General features: G+C 69.9%; 22 protein-coding genes and 1 pseudogene. 19 read left to right on the top strand and 4 right to left on the bottom strand.

The window, feature by feature from the left end; all coding sequences use genetic code 11:
- Positions 1-18: 18 nt before the first annotated feature.
- Positions 19-741: an RNA methyltransferase gene (locus H8N03_RS04290; protein ID WP_187074866.1), complete on the bottom strand. Its 723-nt coding sequence runs from the start codon at positions 739-741 to the stop codon at positions 19-21.
- Between the two features lie 157 nt (positions 742-898).
- On the opposite strand from H8N03_RS04290, the gene H8N03_RS04285 reads away from it, so the two are divergent.
- From H8N03_RS04285 to H8N03_RS04255, 7 genes are all read left to right on the top strand, one after another.
- Positions 899-1,813, top strand: coding sequence for an inositol monophosphatase family protein (locus H8N03_RS04285; protein WP_187075218.1), 915 nt, complete (start codon positions 899-901; stop codon positions 1,811-1,813).
- 2 nt (positions 1,814-1,815) lie between these two features.
- Positions 1,816-2,880 (top strand): mechanosensitive ion channel family protein, encoded by a 1,065-nt coding sequence (locus H8N03_RS04280; protein WP_187074865.1) that lies wholly within the window; start codon positions 1,816-1,818, stop codon positions 2,878-2,880.
- Positions 2,881-2,990: 110 nt separating this feature from the next.
- Positions 2,991-3,860, top strand: a complete 870-nt coding sequence (locus H8N03_RS04275) for a DUF3014 domain-containing protein (RefSeq protein ID WP_187074864.1) — start codon at positions 2,991-2,993, stop codon at positions 3,858-3,860.
- A 296-nt stretch (positions 3,861-4,156) separates the two neighbouring features.
- On the top strand, positions 4,157-6,709 hold the full coding sequence (gene mutS / locus H8N03_RS04270; RefSeq protein ID WP_187075217.1) for a DNA mismatch repair protein MutS: 2,553 nt from the start codon (positions 4,157-4,159) through the stop codon (positions 6,707-6,709).
- On the top strand, positions 6,706-7,536 hold the full coding sequence (locus H8N03_RS04265) for a proteasome-type protease (RefSeq protein ID WP_187074863.1): 831 nt from the start codon (positions 6,706-6,708) through the stop codon (positions 7,534-7,536). Before mutS ends, H8N03_RS04265 begins: the two co-directional genes overlap by 4 nt.
- Positions 7,533-8,336, top strand: a complete 804-nt coding sequence (locus H8N03_RS04260) for an alpha/beta hydrolase (protein ID WP_187074862.1) — start codon at positions 7,533-7,535, stop codon at positions 8,334-8,336. The genes H8N03_RS04265 and H8N03_RS04260 overlap by 4 nt, the downstream gene beginning before the upstream one ends.
- Positions 8,337-8,408: 72 nt before the next feature.
- A complete protein-coding gene (locus H8N03_RS04255) occupies positions 8,409-9,191 on the top strand; it encodes an esterase/lipase family protein (protein WP_187074861.1) in 783 nt (260 codons plus the stop codon).
- Here H8N03_RS04255 and H8N03_RS04250 read toward each other — a convergent pair.
- Positions 9,154-9,978 carry an undecaprenyl-diphosphate phosphatase gene (locus tag H8N03_RS04250; RefSeq protein ID WP_187074860.1) on the bottom strand — a complete coding sequence of 275 codons (825 nt, stop codon included), beginning with the start codon at positions 9,976-9,978 and terminating at the stop codon, positions 9,154-9,156. The two genes, H8N03_RS04255 and H8N03_RS04250, sit on opposite strands and share 38 nt — an antisense overlap.
- A 167-nt stretch (positions 9,979-10,145) precedes the next feature.
- Between H8N03_RS04250 and H8N03_RS04245 the strand changes: the two genes are divergently transcribed.
- The 8 genes and pseudogenes from H8N03_RS04245 (at position 10,146) to H8N03_RS04215 (ending at position 14,548) form a co-directional block, all read left to right on the top strand.
- The gene (locus tag H8N03_RS04245) at positions 10,146-10,295 is read left to right on the top strand and encodes a hypothetical protein (RefSeq protein WP_187074859.1); all 150 of its coding nucleotides are present in this window, start codon (positions 10,146-10,148) and stop codon (positions 10,293-10,295) included.
- A gap of 165 nt (positions 10,296-10,460) precedes the next feature.
- Positions 10,461-10,856, top strand: a pseudogene (locus H8N03_RS26165) (DUF2306 domain-containing protein); the annotation flags it as partial.
- Positions 10,842-11,378: a DUF6622 family protein gene (locus H8N03_RS26590; protein WP_354005082.1), complete on the top strand. Its 537-nt coding sequence runs from the start codon at positions 10,842-10,844 to the stop codon at positions 11,376-11,378. The pseudogene H8N03_RS26165 and the gene H8N03_RS26590, both read left to right, overlap by 15 nt.
- Before the next feature lie 30 nt (positions 11,379-11,408).
- On the top strand, positions 11,409-11,693 hold the full coding sequence (locus H8N03_RS04235; RefSeq protein WP_187074857.1) for a 2TM domain-containing protein: 285 nt from the start codon (positions 11,409-11,411) through the stop codon (positions 11,691-11,693).
- 71 nt (positions 11,694-11,764) lie between these two features.
- A complete protein-coding gene (locus tag H8N03_RS04230) occupies positions 11,765-12,061 on the top strand; it encodes a 2TM domain-containing protein (RefSeq protein ID WP_187074856.1) in 297 nt (98 codons plus the stop codon).
- Complete coding sequence (locus H8N03_RS04225) at positions 12,061-13,098, top strand: sensor histidine kinase (protein WP_187074855.1); 1,038 nt, start codon at positions 12,061-12,063, stop codon at positions 13,096-13,098. The genes H8N03_RS04230 and H8N03_RS04225 overlap by 1 nt, the downstream gene beginning before the upstream one ends.
- Entirely contained in the window at positions 13,095-13,886 is a 792-nt protein-coding gene (locus H8N03_RS04220) for a LytR/AlgR family response regulator transcription factor (protein WP_187074854.1), read from the top strand. The genes H8N03_RS04225 and H8N03_RS04220 overlap by 4 nt, the downstream gene beginning before the upstream one ends.
- Before the next feature lie 416 nt (positions 13,887-14,302).
- The gene (locus H8N03_RS04215) at positions 14,303-14,548 is read left to right on the top strand and encodes a hypothetical protein (protein WP_187074853.1); all 246 of its coding nucleotides are present in this window, start codon (positions 14,303-14,305) and stop codon (positions 14,546-14,548) included.
- A 139-nt stretch (positions 14,549-14,687) separates the two neighbouring features.
- Here the strand turns inward: H8N03_RS04215 and H8N03_RS04210 are convergent, their stop codons facing one another.
- A complete protein-coding gene (locus H8N03_RS04210) occupies positions 14,688-15,035 on the bottom strand; it encodes a virulence factor (protein ID WP_187074852.1) in 348 nt (115 codons plus the stop codon).
- Between the two features lie 204 nt (positions 15,036-15,239).
- On the opposite strand from H8N03_RS04210, the gene H8N03_RS04205 reads away from it, so the two are divergent.
- The 4 genes from H8N03_RS04205 (at position 15,240) to H8N03_RS04190 (ending at position 19,290) form a co-directional block, all read left to right on the top strand.
- Positions 15,240-17,021 carry a glutamine--tRNA ligase/YqeY domain fusion protein gene (locus H8N03_RS04205; RefSeq protein ID WP_187074851.1) on the top strand — a complete coding sequence of 594 codons (1,782 nt, stop codon included), beginning with the start codon at positions 15,240-15,242 and terminating at the stop codon, positions 17,019-17,021.
- Positions 17,022-17,144: 123 nt separating this feature from the next.
- Positions 17,145-17,432 (top strand): hypothetical protein, encoded by a 288-nt coding sequence (locus H8N03_RS04200; RefSeq protein ID WP_187074850.1) that lies wholly within the window; start codon positions 17,145-17,147, stop codon positions 17,430-17,432.
- Positions 17,429-19,045, top strand: a complete 1,617-nt coding sequence (locus H8N03_RS04195) for a hypothetical protein (protein ID WP_187074849.1) — start codon at positions 17,429-17,431, stop codon at positions 19,043-19,045. The genes H8N03_RS04200 and H8N03_RS04195 overlap by 4 nt, the downstream gene beginning before the upstream one ends.
- A gap of 98 nt (positions 19,046-19,143) precedes the next feature.
- Positions 19,144-19,290: a hypothetical protein gene (locus H8N03_RS04190; protein WP_187074848.1), complete on the top strand. Its 147-nt coding sequence runs from the start codon at positions 19,144-19,146 to the stop codon at positions 19,288-19,290.
- A 45-nt stretch (positions 19,291-19,335) separates the two neighbouring features.
- On the opposite strand, the gene H8N03_RS04185 is transcribed toward H8N03_RS04190, so the two are convergent.
- A complete protein-coding gene (locus H8N03_RS04185) occupies positions 19,336-21,153 on the bottom strand; it encodes an AMP-dependent synthetase/ligase (protein WP_187074847.1) in 1,818 nt (605 codons plus the stop codon).
- Positions 21,154-21,269 lie beyond the last annotated feature (116 nt).

Below are 21,269 nucleotides of genomic sequence, written 5' to 3'. Positions count from 1 at the left end.
GCTTATGGCATTCGGAGTCTAAGGCTTTGCCTTCCGCGCCGCTTCGGCCATGGACTTGGCGACACCTCGCAGGATGTGGATTTCCTCGGGGGTGGGTTGCGCGCGATTGAACAACTGGTTCAGGCGCGGCATCAGCTTCTTGGGCGCGGCGGGATCGAGGAAGCCGATCTCCACCAGCGCCTGCTCCCAGTGTTTCAGCATGCCGGCGACGGCCGCGGCATCCGCGGCGACCGGCGGCGCCGGCGGCGGCAGGTCGAAGCCGCCCAGCGCCTGGCGCCATTCGTACGCGATCACCTGGATGGCGGCCGCCAGGTTCAACGAGCCGTAGTCCGGTGCCACCGGGATGCGCAGCGCGGCGTGGCAGCGGTACACGTCGTCGTTGCGCATGCCATAGCGCTCCGACCCGAAGAGGAAGGCCACGTGGTGGCCCGCCGGCGCGATCGCCGCCAGGTGCTCGCGCGGCGTGAAGGTGGGCGGGCCGAAGTCGCGCGGCGTCATGACCGTGCCCATGACATGCGTCACCCCATCGAGCGCCTCCTCCAGCGTGTCCACGGCGCGCGCCTTGCGCAGCACGTCCACCGCGCCGCTCGCGCGTTCGATGGTCTCGTCGAGGGCCAGCACGTCCTCCCACCGGGGCTGCACGAGCACGAGGTCGTCGAAGCCCATCACCTTCAGCGCGCGGGCAGCGGCGCCGACGTTGCCGGCGTGGCTGGGTTGGATCAGGACGAAGCGGGTGGCCATGGACGGATTGTCCAGTACGTGATCCGACGTAGGCGCACGACCGGGCAACCCTTCAGGAACGCGGCCGACACCCTCGCCGGTAAAATCGCGGCCAACTAGTGCATTCCGCATCGCCGGCGTGCGACCCGCCCCCCCGGGGGTGCAGCTCTTGAACAACATGTCGTCCAACCAGCACCCCATGCTCAACATGGCCGTCAAGGCCGCCCGCGCCGCCGGCGCCATCATCAACCGCGCGGCGCTCGACGTCGAAGCCGTGCGCATCTCGCAGAAGCAGACGAACGACTTCGTCACCGAGATCGACCACGCCGCCGAACAGGCGATCATCGACACCCTCCTCGGCGCCTACCCCGACCACGGCATCTGGGCCGAGGAATCGGGCCGCGAGCATGGCCGCGCCGGCAGCGACCACGTGTGGCTGATCGATCCCCTGGACGGCACGACCAACTTCATCCACGGCTTCCCCGTCTACTGCGTCAGCATCGCGCTGCTCGTGAAGGGACGCGTCGAGCAGGCCGTGATCTACGACCCCACCCGCAACGACCTCTTCACCGCCACGCGCGGCCGCGGCGCGTTCCTCAATGACCGCCGCATCCGCGTGAGCAAGCGCACGCAACTGAAGGAATCGCTGGTCTCCACGGGCTTCCCCTTCCGCCCGGGCGACAACTTCAACATCTACCTGCGCATGATGGCCGACGTCATGAAGCGCACGGCGGGCCTGCGCCGGCCGGGCGCGGCGGCGCTGGACCTCGCCTACGTGGCGGCGGGCTACACCGAAGGCTTCTTCGAGACCGGCCTGTCGCCCTGGGACGTCGCCGCGGGCTCGCTGCTGGTCACCGAGGCCGGCGGCCTGATCGGCAACTTCACCGGCGAAGCGGACTTCCTGGAGCAGCGCGAATGCGTTGCCGGCAATCCCAAGATCTACGGCCAGCTCGTGAAGATCCTGGGCAAGTACAGCAAGTTCGCGAGCGCCGGCGAGAAGGCCGACCTGCGCCAGAACACGCCGACGCTGGTCGAGCCCACCATGGAACCCGGGACCCAGATCGACGAGGGCCCCGGCCAGCAACCCGGCTGACGATGCTCCAGATCCTCGAACAGAACCCGACCTGGACGATCACCTTCGTCGTGGCGCTGGTGGCGGCGCTTGTGGCGGTCGTGGTGCACGTGGTGGGCCGCGCCGTCCTGCACCGCGTCACCCGGCATTCCATCGTCCTCCAGGCCATGCTGAAGCAGACGGAGCGCGCGGGCGCCGTGGCCCTGCCGCTGCTGGCCATGCAGGTCGTGTGGGGCTCCGCGCCGGACAACCTGCAATTCATCGGCCTGGTGCGCCACGTGAACGGGCTGCTGCTGCTCGCGGCGGCGACCTGGCTCGCCATCCAGGCGGTGGGCGGCCTCGCCGAAGGCGTGATCGCGCGCCATCCGATCTACATCGAGGACAACCTGCAGGCGCGGCGCATCGCCACGCAGACGCGCGTGCTCTCCCGCAGCGCGATGGTCCTCCTCCTGATCGCGGGCGTCGCCATGGCGCTCATGACCTTCCCGGGGGCGCGACAGCTCGGGGCCAGCCTGCTGGCGTCCGCCGGCGTGCTCGGCATCGTCGGCGGCCTCGCGGCCCGGCCCGTGTTCGCCAACCTCATCGCCGGCCTGCAGCTGGCGCTCGCGCAGCCGATCCGCATCGACGACGTGCTGATCGTCCAGGGCGAGTGGGGCCGCGTGGAGGAGATCACCGGCACCTACGTGGTGCTGAAGATCTGGGACGAGCGCCGCATGATCATCCCGCTGCAGTGGTTCATCGAGAACCCGTTCCAGAACTGGACGCGCACGGGCGCGAACATCCTGGGCACCGTGTTCCTGTACCTGGACTACGCCACGCCGATCGCGCCGCTGCGCGCGGAGGCCGAGCGCCTGGTCAAGACCTTCCCCGAGTGGGACGAGCGCGTGTTCGCGGTGCAGGTCACCGACGCAAAGGAACGCACGATCGAAGTCCGCGTGCTGGTGTCCGCGTCGAACTCCGGCAAGGCGTTCGACCTTCGCTGCAAGATGCGCGAGGCGCTGCTCGCCTTCCTCGCGCGCGAGCATCCGCAGGCCCTGCCGCAGGTGCGCGTGCAAGGCGCCGAGGCGCCGGCCATCGCCGGGGCCTGACGGCAACCCCTCGCGCCGCAAGCGCGCGAGGGGTGTATATTGGCCCTGCATTGGTACGAATGCGATGCGGCGTCCCGCGCCGCTCCGGCAATCCCTTGCAGGAGACCCCCATGGCCGGCACCCTCCCCGCTCCCGATTTCCGCGCGGACCCCGACGACCGCGCCGACCTGCGACGCCGCCGCCACGGCGGTGCGCTCGCGCTCTCGCTGATCGTGGCCGCTGCCGCCGGCGCGGCGGCGTGGTTCTGGTGGCTGCGCGCGGAGACCCCGGCCACGCCCCCGCCCGTCGTCGCTGCGGCGCCCCCGGCTCCCGGCGAAGGCGCGCCTGCACCCGAGCCGGCGATCCGCCATCCCCTGCCTCCGGTCGCGGAGGCCGACGTGCTCGCCACGGAGGGCCTGGGCGCCGCAGTGCAACAGCTGCTCGGCCCCGCCGCGGGTTTCCTCGTCGGCGACAACCTGGCGCGCCGCATCGTCGCCACCATCGACCAGCTCGGGCGCGAGCACGCGCCGCCCTCCATGTGGCCGCTCGCGAAGGCGCCGGAGCACTTCCTCGTCGAGGACGTCGGCGGGCAGACGGTGATCGCTGCCGCCAACGCACGACGCTATGCCGCCATGGTGGATGGGCTGACGGCCGTCGATCCCGCTGCGGTCGCTGCGCTCTATCGCCGCGCCTATCCGGTGCTGGACCGCGCATGGCGCGAGCTCGGCATGGGCAACCGCTACCTGAACGATCGCGTGATCGAGGTCATCGACCTCCTGCTGCGCACGCCCGAGCCGCCGCGGCCCGTCGCGGTGCGCCTCACGGAAGTGAAAGGCCCGGTGCCCTCCACGCGCCCGTGGCTGCGCTACGAATTCGCCGACCCGCAGCTCGAGGCGCTGGCGGCAGGGCAGAAGATCCTGCTGCGCCTCGACGCCGCCGAGCGGGGCAAGGTGCGCCAGCACCTGCAGGCCTTGCGCCGCCACCTCGTCCAGGGCCGATAGTTCCCGCCATTTGCCCCGGGGAAACACCGGCAGATGCATTTGTCCCCATTCGTATAATCGGCTCGTGGCCCTGGCAAGCGGCCACGGCATCGAGAGATGAGTGATTTCCGGATGCTCCCTCGCCCCCGTGTGTGCACGGGGGCTTTTTTCGTCCGGCCCGCGACGAAGGCGTGACATAAGCCTCGCTGCGGGGCCGCCGCCGGCGCCTGCAGAGGCGATCCGCCGCCGCGCCCGATAATCGCGGGGTGTCGCAGAATCCCGCCCCCGCCCTCCCGGACCTGAGCAAGCACACTCCCATGATGGCCCAGTACCTGGGGGTCAAGAGGGAGTACCCGTCCACGCTGGTCTTCTACCGCATGGGCGACTTCTACGAGCTGTTCTACGAGGACGCCGAGAAGGCCGCGCGCCTGCTGGACATCACCCTCACCCGCCGCGGCATGTCCGCCGGCGAGCCGGTCGTGATGGCGGGCGTCCCGTTCCACTCGGTCGAGGGCTACCTCGCGCGCCTGATCAAGTGCGGCGAGTCCGTCGCGATCTGCGAGCAGGTCGGCGAAGTGGGCGCCACCAAGGGGCCGGTGGAGCGCAAGGTGATCCGCGTCGTGACCCCGGGCACGCTCACCGACAGCGAACTCCTGAACGACAAGTCCGAGGCGGTGCTGCTCGCGATCCACCAGGGTCCCAAGCACAAGGTCGGCCTCGCCTGGCTCAGCGTCACGCAGGGGGCGCTGCAGCTCGCCGAGTGCGACGCCGACGACCTGCAGGACTGGGTCGCGCGCGTGCTCCCCAGCGAGATCCTGCACAGCACCGACGTGAGCCCCGCGTTCGCGCAGCGGCTGCAGGCCTTCCGCGCCGTGCCGATCGCGCAGCGTCCCGCCTTCCAGTTCGACGCCGGCCTCGGCCAGCGCAAGTTGCTGGAGCAGATGAAGGCGGCGAGCCTTTCCGCCTGGGGCGCCGAGGATCTGCCTTGCGCCCACGCCGCAGCCGCGGCGCTGCTCGCCTATGCCGAACACACGCAGGGCCGCTCGCTCTCCCACGTGCAGCAGCTGCTGGTCGTGCGCGAAGGCGAGCGCATCGAGCTGCCGCCCGCCACCCGCCGCAACCTGGAGCTGGTGCAGACCTTGCGCGGCGAGGACAGCCCCACCGTCTTCTCGCTGCTGGACACCTGCATGACCGGCATGGGCAGCCGCATGCTCAAGTCCTGGCTGCTGGAGCCGCTGCGGGACCGCTCGGTGGCGCAGCAGCGGCTGGACGCGATCGGCGGCCTGCGCGAGCAGCTGTGGCAGAAGCTGCGCCACGAGCTGAAGGGCGTCAGCGACGTGGAGCGCATCACCGCGCGCATCGCGCTGCGCCAGGTGCGCCCGCGCGAGCTGGTGGGCCTGCGCTACGCGCTCGCCAAGGCCGAACAGCTCGCGAAGCAGGTGCAAGGCCTGCCGGGCCTGCTGTCCAACGTGGCGCACGACCTGCAGCCGCCCTCCGGCTGCGCGGAGCGCCTCGCGCAGACGCTGCGCGAGGAGCCTGCGGCACTGGTCCGCGACGGCGGCGTGATCGCCGCCGGCCACGACGGCGATCTCGACGAACTGCGCGCCATCCAGGACAACTGCGACGGCTTCCTGCTGGACCTGGAGGCGCGCGAGCGCGCACGCAGCGGCATCGCCAACCTGCGCGTGCAGTACAACAAGGTGCACGGCTTCTACATCGAGGTCACGCAGGGCCAGCTGGACAAGGTGCCGGACGACTACCGCCGCCGCCAGACGCTGAAGAACGCCGAGCGCTTCATCACGCCGGAACTGAAGGCGTTCGAGGACAAGGCGCTGTCCGCGCAGGAGCGGGCGCTCGCGCGCGAGAAGTGGCTCTACGAGCAGCTGCTCGACGCATTGCAGGAACACGTGCCCTGCCTCACGCGCCTCGCGAAGGCGCTGGCCACGCTCGATGCGCTGTGCGCACTCGCCGAGCGTTCGCTCACGCTGAGCTGGTGCCGCCCGCAGTTCATCAAGGAACCCGGCATCGAGATCACGCAAGGCCGCCACCCCGTGGTGGAAGCGCGCCTCGCCGAGACCACCGGCGGCGCCTTCATCCCCAACGACACGCGCCTGGGCCCGAAGCAGCGCATGCAGGTCATCACCGGGCCCAACATGGGCGGCAAGTCGACGTACATGCGGCAGGTGGCCCTGATCTGCCTGCTCGCCGCCATGGGCTCCTACGTGCCGGCGCAGGCGTGCCGGCTGGGTCCCCTCGATGCGATCCACACGCGCATCGGCGCGGCCGACGACCTGGCCAACGCGCAGTCGACCTTCATGCTGGAGATGACGGAAGCCGCGCAGATCCTGCACGGCGCCACCGCGCAGAGCCTCGTGCTGATGGACGAGATCGGCCGCGGCACGTCCACCTTCGACGGGCTCGCGCTCGCCTCGGGCATCGCCGCGCACCTGCACGACAAGACGCAGGCCTTCACGCTGTTCGCCACGCACTACTTCGAGCTGACGGAGTTCCCGGCGAAGCACCATGGCGCGGTCAACGTGCACGTGGGCGCCACCGAGTCCGGCGCGGACATCGTGTTCCTGCACGAGATCCAGCCCGGCCCGGCCAGCCGCAGCTACGGCATCCAGGTGGCCAAGCTGGCCGGCATGCCCACGGGGGTGGTGAACCACGCACGCCACGCCCTGGCTGCGCTGGAGAAGCACCAGGAGGAAAGCCGCGAGCAGGTAGACTTGTTCGCGCCGCCGCCCGCGGCCGATGCGGCCGCGCCCTCCAGGGTCGAAGCCACCCTGGCCGCCCTGGACCCGGACACGCTCACGCCGCGGGACGCGCTGGATGCCCTGTACACGCTGAAGAAACTGATCCAACCATGACCTACTGCGTCGGCATCAAGCTCAATGCGGGGCTGGTGTTCCTGTCCGACTCGCGCACCAACGCGGGCGTGGACAACATCAGCACCTTCCGCAAGATGATCGTCTACGAGAAGCCGGGCGACCGCTTCATGGTGCTGCTGTCCGCGGGCAACCTGAGCATCTCGCAGTCGGTGCGCGAGATCCTGCAGGTGGAACACCTGAAGGAAACCGAGACCAGCGATCCCATCACGATCTGGAACGCCACGAGCATGTTCGACGCGTGCCGCGTGCTGGGCCAGGCGGTGCGCCACGTGTACGACCGCGACGCCAAGGCGCTGCAGGCCTCGGGCGTCGAGTTCAACGTGAACCTCGTGTTCGGCGGGCAGATCCGCGGCGAAGGCATGCGCCTGTTCCAGGTGTATTCCGCCGGCAACTTCATCGAGGCGACGGCGGAGACGCCCTACTTCCAGATCGGCGAGTACAAGTACGGCAAGCCGGTGCTGGACCGCGTGCTCACGCCGGACACCGACCTCGACGAGGCCGCCAAGTGCGCGCTGGTGTCCATGGACTCCACGATGAAGTCCAACCTCTCGGTCGGCCCGCCGCTGGACCTGGTGGTCTACGAGGCCAACCGCTTCGAGACCGACAAGATCGTCTGCATCGACATGCAGAACCCTTACTTCCGCATGCTGCACAGCGGCTGGGGCCAGAAGCTGCGCGAGGTGTTCGACAGCCTCGACGACCCGGTGTGGGACGAGTCGCATACCGACATCCCGCTGCGCACGGAGGCGAGCGGGCGGAGCAAGCCGCTGAAGAAGATCACGCGGCCGGAAGAGAAGCTGATTTGAGCTCCGGCCTCATCGTCTTCTCCCACGCCAACTCCTTCCCCGCCGGCACCTACGCGGTGCTGTTCAAGCACCTGCGTTCGCGCGGCTTCACGGTGAAGGCGCCGGACAAGTTCGGCCACGATCCCGCGTACCCCGTCGAGAACAACTGGCCCGGGCTCGTGCAGCAGCTGCACGACTTCGCCGCGCGCGAGGTGGAGAAGGCGGGGCAGCCTGCGTACCTGGTGGGGCACTCCCTGGGCGGCTTCCTGAGCGTCATGTGCGCCGCGCGCCACCCGCAGCTCGCGCGCGGCGTGCTGCTGCTGGATTCGCCGCTTCTCGGCGGATGGAAATCGCACGCCGTGCGCGCCGCCAAGCGCACGCAACTGGTCGGATCCATTTCGCCCGGCGCCGTGAGCCGCAAGCGCAAGCACCGCTGGCCGTCCGCCGAGGCCGCGCTCGAGCACTTCCGCCACAAGAAGGCGTTTGCCCGCTGGGACCCGCTGGTGCTCGCCGACTACGTCGCGCACGGCACGCGCGACGAAGGCGGGGAGCGGGTCCTCGCCTTCGACCGCGACATCGAGACCCGCATCTACAACACGCTGCCGGACAACATGGACGCACTGCTGAAGCGCCATCCCCTGCGCTGTCCCGCCGCCTTCATCGGCGGCCTGCAGTCCGAGGAGCTCGGGCAGGTGGGAACCGCCATGACGAAGAAGGTCACCGGAGGCCGCATGACGATGCTCGATGGGAGCCATCTCTTCCCGATGGAGAAGCCCCTCGCCACGGCCGCGGCGATCGAGGCCGCATTGCTTGCAATGTGAAGCGGACGGGTCCTACGCTGCTGTAGTTGCCGCGCCCACAAGGCCTGGCACGGCAGGTCCCAACATGGGGACATGCCTTCTTCCCAAGCCCTGGCTTTCCAGGCTCCCTCGCTCGCGCTGCTGGCCACCGAGCCCCTGCGCGCGATCCTCGAACTCTGCTCCGCCAAGGTGGCGAGCCTCTCGACCGTCGAGGGCGACGGCCATCCCGTCGTCGTGTACCCCGGCCTCGGCGCCGGCGCCCTCACCACTGCGCAACTGCGCAACCACCTGCAGAGCTGCAATTTCCAGGTCCACGACTGGGAGCTCGGCGTCAACACCGGCCCGGACGGCCCGCTCGACGGCTGGCTCCCCAGCCTCGCCGAACGCGTGTGCGCCCTGCGCGAGCGTTACGGCCGCAAGGTGAGCCTGGTGGGCTGGAGCCTGGGCGGCATCTATGCCCGCGAGATCGCGAAGCACTGCCCCGACAGCGTCAGGCAGGTGATCACGCTGGCCACGCCGCACCGCTGCGTCGGCGGCGCCAACCACGCCGGCACGATCTTCCGGATGCTGGGCGGCGACACCTCGCAGCTCACGCCGGAGCTCGAGGCGCGGCTCGCGCAGCGCCCGCCGGTGCCCACCACCTCGATCTACAGCCCCACCGACGGCATCGTGAGCTGGCGCGGCTGCCTGGAGGACCCGGGCGCGGACGTGGAGAACATCTCCGTGGAGGCGAGCCACCTGGGCATGCCCACGCACCCGGACGTGCTGCGCATCGTGGCCGACCGGCTCGCGCAGGCCGAAGGCCGCTGGCGCCCTTACGGCCGCCGCCGCACCGCCCTCAAGCGGTCCACTGCACCCAGCCGGTCCAGGAAGTGACCAGCACGATCACGCCGAAGGCGATGCGGTACCAGGCGAACGGCTTGAAGTCGTGCGTGGAGATGTAGCGCAGCAGCCAGCGCACGCAAAGCCACGCGCTCACGAACGAGAACAGCAGGCCCACCGCGAACATCGGCACGTCGTCCGCGCCGAGCTGGCCGCGCTCCTTGTAGAGGCTGTAGGCACCGGCGCCGATCAGGGTCGGGATGGCGAGGTAGAAGGAGAAATCGGTCGCGGCCTTGCGCGACAGCCCCAGCAGCATGCCGCCGATGATGGTGGCGCCGCTGCGGCTGGTGCCCGGCACGAGCGCGAAGCACTGGACCAGGCCGAGCTTCAGCGCGTCGGTCCAGCGCATGTCCTCGACTTCCTGGATCCGGACCGGGCGATGGTTGCGGCCCTCCGCCCACAGGATCACGAAGGCGCCGAGGATGAAGGTCGTGCCCACCACGAGCGGGGTGAACAGGTGCTCCTTGATCGCCTTGCCGAACAGCAGCCCCAGCACGACGGCGGGAATGAACGCCACCACCACGTTGAGCGCGAAGCGCTGCGCCTCGCGGTCGCTCGGCAGCGAGACGATGGTGCTGCGGATCTTCTGCCAGTACACCAGGATCACGGCCAGGATGGCACCGGTCTGGATCGCGATGTCGAAGACCTTGGCCTTCTCGTCGTCGAAGCCCAGCAGGGCGCCGGCCAGGATGAGGTGGCCCGTGCTGGAGATCGGGAGGAACTCCGTCAGGCCCTCCACGATGCCCATGATCGCGGCCTTCACCAGCAACACAGCGTCCACGCAAGCTCCCGAAAGCAAAAGCGCGGATTATGCAGGCCGGGTCCGCGCGAACGCCTCGGCTGGCTCAGCAGGCGAAGGCGTCCGACACGCCATGTCGGAATCGGGCAGGCACGCGCGCGGAGGGAACCTACAGGTCCCCGCCGGGTGGCGGCCCCACCATTGCGGCCATGAAAATCCTTCACCTGCTCCACGTGGTGTGCGCCCAGGCTTTCTACCGCTGGGCAATGAACGAGATCAGCCCGATGCATCCCGACGTGCCGAAGATCATGTTGCGCCAGCAACAGCTGGCGGAGAAGTACCGCCGGATCTGGGCCTGACGCACACCGGGCGGCCCTGAACGGGCCGCCCACCCCACCCCGGCCGGGCGCGGTTCACGCCGCCCCGGCCGCACTTCGCGGCGCCCCCCGGGCGCTTCGTCGCATCCGCATGGCCCTCCCCGCCGCCGGGGAGCACAGTCCGCTCCACCAACGAGGAGCCCTGCCATGCAACTGTCCCCCGTCGTCGCGATCCACATGACCGCCGCCCTGGCGGCGGTCGTGACCGGCCCCGTCGCCCTCTGGGCCCGCCAGGGCGTCCGCCAGCGCCCCCGCCTGCACCGCGCCTTCGGCTATGCGTGGGTCACCTTCATGCTGGTGACGGCGATCTCCGCGCTGTTCATCCGGGACACCAGCCTGCCCAACATCGGCGGCTACACGCCGATCCACCTGCTGGTGCCGGTCACGCTGTTCTCTCTGTTCGGCGCCTTCTGGCAGCTCGCGCACGGCGACATCCGGGGGCATTCGTCGACGATGCGCCGCCTCTACGTCGCCGCCTGCGTGGTGGCCGGTGGCTTCACGCTGCTGCCGCAGCGCTACCTGGGCCAGATGGTCTGGGGGCAGGTCGGCCAGCTCGGCCCCATCCTGCGCGGCACGCCTGGCTGGGTGTGGCTGCTGCTGGCGGGCCTGGTCGTCCTCGGCGCCAGCCAGATGCGCGACCGCACGCAGGGCCTGCTGCGCGTCTCGCTCACCCCGGTCGCCATGTTCGCGTTCTCCCTCTGGGCCGCCACCTCCGCGTTCGCCCGTTCCCCGGTGGTGGGCGAAGCCCTGTGGCTCTGGACCCTCGCCATGGCGGGCGCCACCGCGCTCTTCGCCCTCGCCGGCACCACTGCCCGCTACGACGCCGCAGCCCGCGTGTTCCACCTGCGCGGATCCGGCGTGCCGCTCGTGCTGTTCATCGGCATCTTCCTGGCCCGCTACATCGTGAACGTGCGGCTGGCGATCCACCCCGGCCTGCTGCACGACGCGACGTTCGTGCTTCCCGTCGCGACGCTCTACGGCGCCTTCAGCGGCATCTTCCTGGGCCGCGCCGTGCAGCTGTGGCGCCTGGCGCTGCGCCCGTCCGCCGTCGCCGCCGCCGCCTGAACCCCAACCTTTCCAAGCAGGAGAAGCTCCATGCAAACCTACGACCCGAGCATCGAACAGCAAGCGCGCCGCCGCGCCGGCGCCAAGATGGGGTGGTTCATCCACGCCGCCGTCTACATCGCGGTGAACACCATGCTGGCCGCCCTGTCCGCGATGGGCGACCGGCACTGGGCCATCTATCCCGCGCTGGGCTGGGGCCTGGGCCTCGCGATCCACGGCGTGGTGGTCTTCGTCGTGACCGGAGGCGGCGGGCTGCAGCAGCGACTCGTGGAGCAGGAGCGCCGCAAGCTGCAGGCGAGCAGGGATCCGTGGTGACCCGCAGCCCCGGGACGCCGGCTGCCGCCGGCGTTCTTCCCCCAGGACCCGCTCCCCTAGAATCGCCCGCGATGCCTCCCCCCTACACCCCCGAAGAGATCGAGCACCTGGCGCGCCGCCGCGCCGGTGCCAAGATGGGTTGGTACATCCACGCGTGCGTGTACGTGTTCGTCAACCTGGGGCTCTTCGCGATGTCCAGCCACGGCTTCGGCACGCGGCCCTGGTCCGTGTTCCCGGTGCTGGGATGGGGCCTCGGCCTGGCCTTCCACGGAATTTCCGTGTTCCTCCTGGGCCGGGGCAGTGCCTTCCGCGAGCGGATGGTGGCGCGCGAGCGCGAGCGGCTGCAGCGCGAACAGGAACGGCGGTGATGCGCATCGAGGCCATCGACAAGCTGCAGCACTACCTGCAGACGCTGGCCTTCTGCCTGATGGTCTCCACGATCGAGCAGGCGTTCAACCCGCGCGCCCTGTACGGCCCCTCCGTCGTCTACTCGATCCTGATCGGCACCACCATCTGGGCGGTCGTGGACCTCGGGCGGCACCTGCTGCCCTCGGCGCGCGAAACCGGCTGGCCGGACGGCTTCGCCGGCATCGCCCTGGTGGCCGTGGGCATCGTGGCCGGGTTCTTCGTCGGCAGCGCCGTCGGCGACGTGCTGTGCCGCGCATGGAACCTCTATCCGGCCGGACAGCGGCACGACCCGGAGGACCACCTGCGCACCGGCATGATGATCACGCTGCTGGCCGGCATCGTGGGCAGCTACTGGTTCTACAGCCGCAACAGGAGCGCCTACCTGCTGCGCAAGATGGGCGAGGCGCAGAAGCATGCGCACGAGGCGCGGCTGAAGCTGCTGGAGACGCAGCTCGAGCCGCACATGCTGTTCAACACGCTGGCGAACCTGCGCGCGCTGATCGGCGTGGACCCGCCCCGGGCGCAGCACATGCTGGACCACATGATCGCGTACCTGCGCGCCACGCTCGATGCCTCGCGCAACACGACGCACCCGCTGCAGGCGGAGTTCGACCGCCTGCGCGACTACCTGGAGCTGATGGCGATCCGCATGGGGCCGCGCCTCGCCTACACCCTCGACCTGCCGCCCGAGCTCGCGTCCGTGCGCGTCCCCACCCTGCTGCTGCAGCCGCTGGTGGAGAACAGCATCCAGCACGGGCTGGAGCCCAAGGTGGAAGGCGGACGGATCGCGGTGCGCGCCGCGCGGGAGAGCGATCGACTGGTGCTGACGGTGGACGACACCGGCGTGGGCCGTGCGAGCGGCGCTTCCAACGGGTCGGGCTTCGGCCTGTCGCAGGTGCGCGAGCGCCTCGCGGCACTGCACGCCGGCGACGCGGCGCTGGACTTCCGCGCCGCCGACGACGGCGCCCACGCGCGCATCGCGCTGCCGATCGCATGACTCCCACGGCCCTCATCGCCGAAGACGAGCCGCTGCTGGCGCAGGCCCTGCAGGCCGAACTGGCGCGCGCGTGGCCCGAGCTGCAAGTGCTGCCGACCGTAGGCGACGGCGCCGCGGCGGTGCGCGCGGCGCTGGAGCACCGCCCGGACGTGCTGTTCTTCGACATCCGCATGCCGGGCCAGGGCGGCATGGAAGCGGCCGCGGAACTCGCCGAGGACTGGCCCGACGAGGCGCCCTTCCCCGCCCTCGTGTTCGTCACCGCGTACGACCAGTACGCCGTGCAGGCCTTCGAGGCGCAGGCGGTCGACTACGTGCTCAAGCCGGTGCAGCCCGCGCGCCTGCGCAGGACGGTGGAAAAGCTCCAGGGCGTGCTGGCGCAGCGCGCCTCGCGCGGCACGGACCTGGAAGCGACACTGGGCCAGCTGCGCCACTTGCTGCAAGGCGCGCCGGCGGCGCCGCAGCCGCAACTGCGCGTGATCCAGGCCAGCGTGGGCAACAGCATCCGCATGGTGCCGGTGGACGACGTCGCGTACTTCGAGGCGGCCGACAAGTACGTGCGCGTGGTCTGCGCCGACGGCGAAGTCCTGATCCGCACGCCGCTGAAGGAGCTGCTGCCGCAGCTCGATGCGCAGGCGTTCTGGCAGGTGCACCGCGGCACGGTGGTGCGCGCGGCGGCGGTGGAGAGCGTGCACCGCGACGAGGCCGGCAAGCTGCACCTCGCCTTGCGCGGACGCAAGGAGCGCCTGCCGGTGAGCCGCCTGTACGCGCACTTGTTCAAGGCCATGTAAAGCGGGCCGCGGCCCCCGATTTAAGGCATTTATCTGGCAGGCGCTGTGGGCGGCGTCCTACAGGAGCTGCCGCGTCCGGCGCTTCTACTACAAGGCATCGAATTGCACGGAAGACGCCCTACCACCGACAAATCCAAGCGACTTCCGTCCCGGTCACCCCGACTCCTCTGAGTCCCCTCCTCCTCCGGGGTGAGCTGGTCCGGCCCTCCGTCCCGCGACTGGCATTGTTACCCCCAGGCTCACACCTGGGGGTTCTTTTTTTGGCGCGGCCGTTCCGTGCTGAGGGCCTGTCCCTAAACCCAGAGGCCTAAGGACTACGGCTAGGTCGAACGGGTCCGACGTCTACCGCCGTGCAGGACCGGCATGTAAAGCGTTGCACCGCCCTTACGCTGTTAACACTCAGAGGAACGACAGACATGAAGGACGGAAAACCCAACTACGCGAGCGACCAGGAAGGCCGGCGCGCGTCGGCGGGGCGCAAGGGAACGGGAGCGGGCCGGCAGCGCGGTTTCGTGGAGCGCGCGACGGCCATGGGCCACAGCGGCCACGGCGCCGAGAGCGTGCGGCCGCACCTGCGGGACCAGCTGAAGCTGAAGTCGCTGCTGCCCCAGCCTTTCCCGACGCCCGAGCAGGACGGCCCGAAGGACGAACACCACCGCTAGCGCGGACGATTACACGCGGGACGGCGTGAACCACCGAGCACCAAGGGGCCCAGGAAAAAAGAGGCCCCGGCTTGGCGGGGCCGGGGCCAATCACGCTTGGAGATCCCGAGTTGTTTTAGGCGACAACTCCACGCCGGAATCAGCGCCAGTGGCGATGCCCGTGTCCATGGCCGCGGCCATGATGGTGGCCGCCATGACCATACCCCGTGCCGAAATACACCCCGAAGGCCGGCGGCGCGACGTACACCGGTGGCGGCGCGACATAGACGGGCGCAGGCGCATACATCACCGGGGCCGGCGCCACATAGGCCGGCTGCACGTAGACGGGCTGCGGGGCAGCGTAGACGGGGGCCGGGGCGTACACCGGGCCGCCGATCGGCACGCTCAGGCCGACCGACACGCCCACGCGCGCCTGCGCGGCGGTGGCGAACGCCGCCAGCGCCAGCACGCTGCTGGCCGCCACGACGCGTGAGAACTTCAGTTTCATGATTCGGATCCGTTTCTGGTACTGCACGGGGCCGCTGCCCCGCACGTCGATTTAACGCTGGCGCGCGCTTCACACTGCGGGCTGCCGCGTCAAATCCGTTGCGGGACGTAAACCGTTCACGTCCCCGTCGCGCGAAACGCCAATCCGTCACAGCCGGGCGCCGCGTCGGTGCGCTGCAACAAGCCATGGGAAAATCCCCCGGATATGGCTTCCCCGACCGACAACGAACCCGCCGCCAAGACCAGCAACTTCCTGCGCCAGGTCATCGAACGCGACCTGGAGCAAGGGACCTATGCCGGCCGGCACTGGAACGGCGCTCCCGGAGACGCCGCCTTCCAGAAGGCGGGCCCGAGCGACCCCGCGAAGATCCGCACCCGCTTCCCGCCCGAGCCCAACGGCTACCTGCACGTGGGCCACGCCAAGAGCATCTGCCTCAATTTCGGCCTGGCGCGCGACTACCAGGGCATCTGCCACCTGCGCTTCGACGACACCAACCCGGAGAAGGAAGAGCAGGAATACGTCGACGGCATCAAGGACGCCGTGCAGTGGCTCGGCTTCAGCTGGGACGCGCTGGGCACGAAGCACCTCTACCAGGCCAGCGACTACTTCGACTTCATGTACCGCGCGGCCGAGTACCTGGTGGAGGCCGGCCACGCCTACGTGGACGAGCAGACGCCGGAGGAGATGCGCGCCAACCGCGGCGACTTCGGGCGCCCGGGCGTGGACAGCCCCTTCCGCAGCCGCAGCATCGAGGAGAACCTGCAGCGCCTGCGCGAGATGCGCGACGGCAAGCTGGCGGACGGCGCCGCCGTGCTGCGGGCGAAGATCGACATGGCCAGTCCCAACATCAACCTGCGGGACCCGACCATCTACCGCATCAAGCATGCGGAGCACCACAACACCGGGAACAAGTGGTGCATCTACCCGATGTACACCTTCGCGCACCCGATCGAGGACGCGCTGGAGAACATCACCCACAGCATCTGCACGCTGGAGTTCGAGGACCAGCGGCCCTTCTACGACTGGCTGCTCGACCGGCTCGCGGAAGGCGGCCTGATCAACACGCCGCACCCGCGCCAGTACGAGTTCGCCCGCCTGAACCTTACGTACGTGGTCACCAGCAAGCGCAAGCTGAAGCAGCTGGTGGACCAGAAGCACGTGGCCGGCTGGGACGACCCGCGCATGCCGACCATCGTGGGCCTGCGCCGCCGCGGGTACACGCCTCAGGCGCTGCAGCTGTTCGCCGAGCGCATCGGCGTGAGCAAGGCCGACTCGTGGATCGACTACAGCATCCTCGAAGGCGCGCTGCGCGACGACCTGGATCCGAAGGCCGCGCGCGCGATGGCGGTACTGGAGCCGGTGAAGATGGTCATCACGAACTGGGACGAGCTGATGGGTGCGGGCCGCCTGGAGCCGTGTTCCGCGCCGGTGCATCCGCACTTCCCCGAGCGCGGCAAGCGCGAGTTCATGTTCGGCCGCGAGCTGTGGGTCGAGCGCACCGACTACGAAGAGACGCCGCCCAAGGGCTTCTTCCGCCTGTTCCCGGGGAACAAGGTGCGGATGAAGTACGGGTACGTGATCGAGTGCGTGGGTGCCACGAAGGACGCTTCGGGGGCCGTCACCGAGATCCAGGCGAAGCTGGTGCCCGACACCAAGAGCGGCACGCCGGGCGCGGACGCCGTGAAGGTGAAAGGCAACATCACCTGGGTCGGCGTGGCCGACGGCGTGAAGGCGGAAGTGCGGCTGTACGACCGCCTCTTCTCCGTGCCGCAGCCCGGTGCGGGGGAGAAGGACTTCCTCGAGGAGCTGAACCCCGATTCGCTGAAGGTGGTGACGGCGTACGTCGAGCCCTCACTGGGCAAGGCGAAGGGGGACGAGAAGTTCCAGTTCGAGCGGCACGGGTACTTCGTGGCGGACCGGAAGGATCACGGTGACAAGCCGGTGTTCAACCGGGTGACGGGGTTGAAGGACAGCTGGGGGAAGTAGCCCCGCGCCTCCTCCCTTCGGGGGACCCACGGCCGCAACGACGCAGGGGCGCAACGCCCCGTTTGCCGCCTCCGTCCGCGCTCCGGACAATGCCGGGCAGAAGAACAGCGGACGGAGGGCTCCTTGCGTCATTTCATCCTGGCACTGGCGGTCGCCACGTGCCTCACCGGCTGCGACCGCATGCAGGCGGCGTTCACGCCCATCCCCGAGAAAGTCAACGCGGCGTTCCCGCTGCCGGATGAAGTCGACATCGCCCGCACGCGGCTGCTCGCCGCGCTCGAAGGCGACAAGGCGGCACACGACCGGGCGGCCACGCACCTCGCCCAGCTGATGAACGCACGCGCCCTCGCGTGCAGCGCTTCCACGCCGGTCGGTCGCTTCGACACCGCGGCCGGCATCCAGCGCAGGTGACGGACAAGCCCTGCTTCGCGCGGCAGGACGCGCAGATCGAGGAATGGATCGCCGTGCGCCGCATCGGGCTCGCGCTGCGCGCCCCGGCGCTGGTGCCGGTCGCGCAACTGCCCGCCAAGGTGCTGCTGCCCGGCTCCAGCTCGGGGCCCATGGCGCAACTCGCCGCCGACGCCAACGTGCTCGTGCTGCGCAACGTCTCGCAGCAGAAGGCGCAGGTGCTGGAGCTGCCCTCGGGCAAGGAGATCGCGAGCGTCCCGCTGGAAGGCTACGCGATGCCCTCGGTGTCGCCGAACGGGCGGATGCTGGCGAACGCCTCCGGCGGCTCCGGCAAGAAGCTGCGCATCGTGGAGACCGAGACCGGCAAGCCGCTCTGGACCACGGACAAGTACGACTCGGTGGTGGCCTGGGGGCCGGGGAGCGGCTTCGTGCTGGTGGGCATGGCCGGCAACGGCACGCCGTCCACGCTGGACACGGACACGGGCCGCATCGAGCCCATCCCCGCCCTGGAAGGCAAGCGCCTGAACTGGTCCCTGCCCGCCGGCCCCGGCCGCATGCTCGTGGGCCATTCGGGCTCGGCCTGGCTGTTGCAGCACGCGCGCGGCGCCGACGGCGCGCTGCAGGTGCAGGCCACGCAGCAGTGGAACCTCGCCAGCTACCAGAACGGACCTTCGCCTTTCCTCGTCAACGGCGGGCGGCGCCTCGCGTGGCGCTCCAACACGGACCTTGCGTGGCTGGACATGGCGAGCGGCCAGCAGGGCAAGTGGCAGTTGTCCGCGATCGGTGCGACCAACTACGCACCGCTGTCCGACCAGCTGGTCGCGTTCGACGTCGCCAGCCGGGACGGCAGCGGCACGGCCACGAAGGTGCTGGACGTGGACAAGGGCACCGTCGCTTCGGCCGCGGAGCCGGCGGAGAGCGGCCGCTACCTGCTCCCCCTGGGCCCGCGTTTCGGCTTCCTTCGCGGCGGCGCGAATGCCCTCGCCCTCGTCACGGTGCTCGAGGCCACCGAGCCGCAGGACGCGGAGCGCCTGATCAGCGACGCACTCACCGCGCGCGAGATCGCGAAGCTGAACGATCCCTATCGCTCCGACTTCGGCGGACCCAACCCCGGCCAGACGCCGGAGCAGCGAGCGCTGTTCGAGCAGCTCGCACGGCAGGCGCGTGCCGGCGCGTTGCCGGCTGGCGTTGCCGCACCCGCGGCGCCGCTGGTGGGCAAGACGATCCTGAACGTGCCGCCTGACGTGAAGGTCGCCATGCTGGGCGTGTACCAGGCGGCGGGCAGTTCGCGCTCGACGGCGCGCACCGGCACCGTGAACGTCGTCGTCGGGCCCGGCCGCGAGCCGCTCGTGCTGGTGCTGAGCAACTACGAGAAGGTGAACTGGCAGATCCAGGCCGGGGGACGCAAGATCGCGGCCGTTCTGCTCTCCGGCTACCACGAGTCCACCGTCTCGGGCCAGGGGCAGGCCGAGGTCGTCCGCATCGGCCGCCAGCATGCGTACAAGATCGATTCCGGCGACTTCCAGATCCTGCGGCGCGAAGTCGCGCGCTACGTGGGCCCGGCCACGCCGGTGTTCCAGGGGACGTACGAAGGCAGCCTGTTCCAGGTGCAGTGAACGGCCCGGCCGGCGCGTACGGCGCCACGGCTGTCCATTGCATTGAGTTGGTGATGCCGCGCGAGGTACAGTCGCGAGGTCATCACCAGGAGCGGACCATGCCCAAAGGCGAACAGCGCAGCAACAAGATGGCCAAGAAGCCGAAGAAGGACACCTCGCCCCCGAAGGAGAGCTTCTCGGACCGGCCGATGCCCCCGACCACGTCGGTCCTGCCGAAGGGGAAGATGAAGAAGCTGGGGAGTTGAGGCCCCATGGATGCCGGGTCAGGCCCGGCATGACGTCGTTCGGGGTCAGCGGCGATACAGCCGCTCGATCCCATCCCCGTACCGCGCCACGAGGTTGTTCCGCTTCAACTTCAGCGTCGGCGTGATCAGCCCGTTCTCCACCGTCCACGGCTCCAGCGTCAATGCGACGGCGCGCGGCTGCGCGTAGTACGGGAAGCCCTTCGTCAGCTCCTTGATGCGCTCCAGCGCGGCATGCACCGCGGCGGGAGCCTGCAGCGACGCGGGGTCCGCAGGGTCCAGCCCCAGCCCGCGCGCGAGGCGTTCCCAGGGCTCGCGTCCGAGCACCACCATGCAAGCGATGAAGGGCCGGTCGTCGCCGAACGCGTAGGCCTGCTCGAAGAGCGGGTCCGCCACGATCGCCATCTCCAGGTCCACCGGCGCGATCTTCTCGCCGGTGGAGGTGACGATGATCTCCTTCACGCGGCCCAGGATGCGCACGCGCCCGTTCTCGATCGCGGCCTGGTCGCCGGTGTGCAGCCAGCCGTCCGCGAGCGCACGCGCCGTGTCCTCCTCGCGCTTCCAGTAGCCGCGCATGACGTTGGGGCCGCGCACCAGCAGTTCCTTGTTCTCGCCGATGCGGACCTCCACGCCCGGCAGGGGCCGCCCCACCGTGGCAGGGTCGTTGTCCTCCGGCGTATTCGCCGCCACGACGGGCGCGCTCTCCGTCATGCCGTAGCCCTGCACGATGGGTAGCCCGAGCCCGAGGAAGGTCTGCGCGATCGGTTGCGACAGCGCCGCGCCGCCGCTCACCGCGACGCGCAGCCGGCCGCCGAACTGCGCGAGCAGCGGCTTGGCGACCAGCCGCGACAGCAGCGGCCAGGCGAGCGCATCGACGAGTGCCGAGCCGCCCTGCTCCAGCGGCAGCTTCTGCGCGCGGCAGAAGCGGCGCCACCCGACGGCCTGCGCCCATGCGAAAAGGCGATGCTTCGCCGGGGACGCCTCCAGCATCGCCTGCACCTTCGCGTACACGCGCTCGTAGATGCGCGGCACCGACACGAGGATCGTCGGCCGGACCGTTCGCATGTCTTCCGGCAGGTGCTGCACCGAACGCGCGAAGGCCACGCAGGCGCCGCAGGCGATGGGCAGGTAATACCCGCAAGTCCGCTCGAAGGTGTGCGACAGCGGCAGGAAGGACAGGAACAGGTCGTCCGCGCGGGGAGCCAGGTGCTGCTGGATGGCCTTCACGTTCGCCAGCACGTTGCGGTGCGTGAGCATCACGCCCTTGGGCTTGCCGGTCGTGCCGGAGGTGTAGACCAGCGTGGCCAGGTCTTCCTCGCCGGGACCCTCGAGCGATTCCGCCACCGCCGCGGTTTCGCCGCGGGCCAGCCAGACGTCCATGGACAGCACGGCGGGAGATCCTGCCTCCGGCGTCTTGTCGCATTCGCGCAGCACCACGTGCCGCAGCGTGGCCGGCACCGCGCCCGTCGCGGCGATGGCCTGCCACTGCTCCTTCGTGTCCGCCACCAGCAGCGTCGCCCCGCTGTCGGCGAGGATGTAGGCGATGCTCGCCGGGTTGTCGATGGCGTGCATCGGTACCGGCACGCACCCCAGCGCCAGCACGGCCTGGTCCACGGTCACCGCGTCGAGGGTGTTCGGCAGCAGCAGCGCGACGCGGTCACCGCGCTGCAGGCCCAGGGCGACCAGGGCCCGCGCGAACCGCGCCACCCGCTCGCCGAACACCTGCCAGGTCACGCCGGACCACGCAGAGCGTGCGGGGTCGAACTGCCGGTAGGCCTCGCCATGCGGCGTCACGGCCACGCGCCACTGCAGGAGCTCGGCGAGGGTGCGGACGGAAGCGAGGTCGGCGGACGCGGAACGGGACATCGGGCAGCGGGGATTCCGAACAAACCCGCCATTCTCATGCCGGAATCGCTGCAAGGGCTGCAATGCACCGTTGCTTTCCCCGGCGGAATCGCGCGTTCCGCTCTGGAATCTGGCAG

The sequence above is a fragment of the Ramlibacter cellulosilyticus genome, from assembly GCF_014297465.1.
GTDB classification, from domain to species: Bacteria; Pseudomonadota; Gammaproteobacteria; order Burkholderiales; family Burkholderiaceae_C; genus Ramlibacter; species Ramlibacter cellulosilyticus.
The sequence above is the reverse complement of the archived record's forward strand: the minus strand, read 5'-3'. Positions and strand labels throughout refer to the sequence as shown.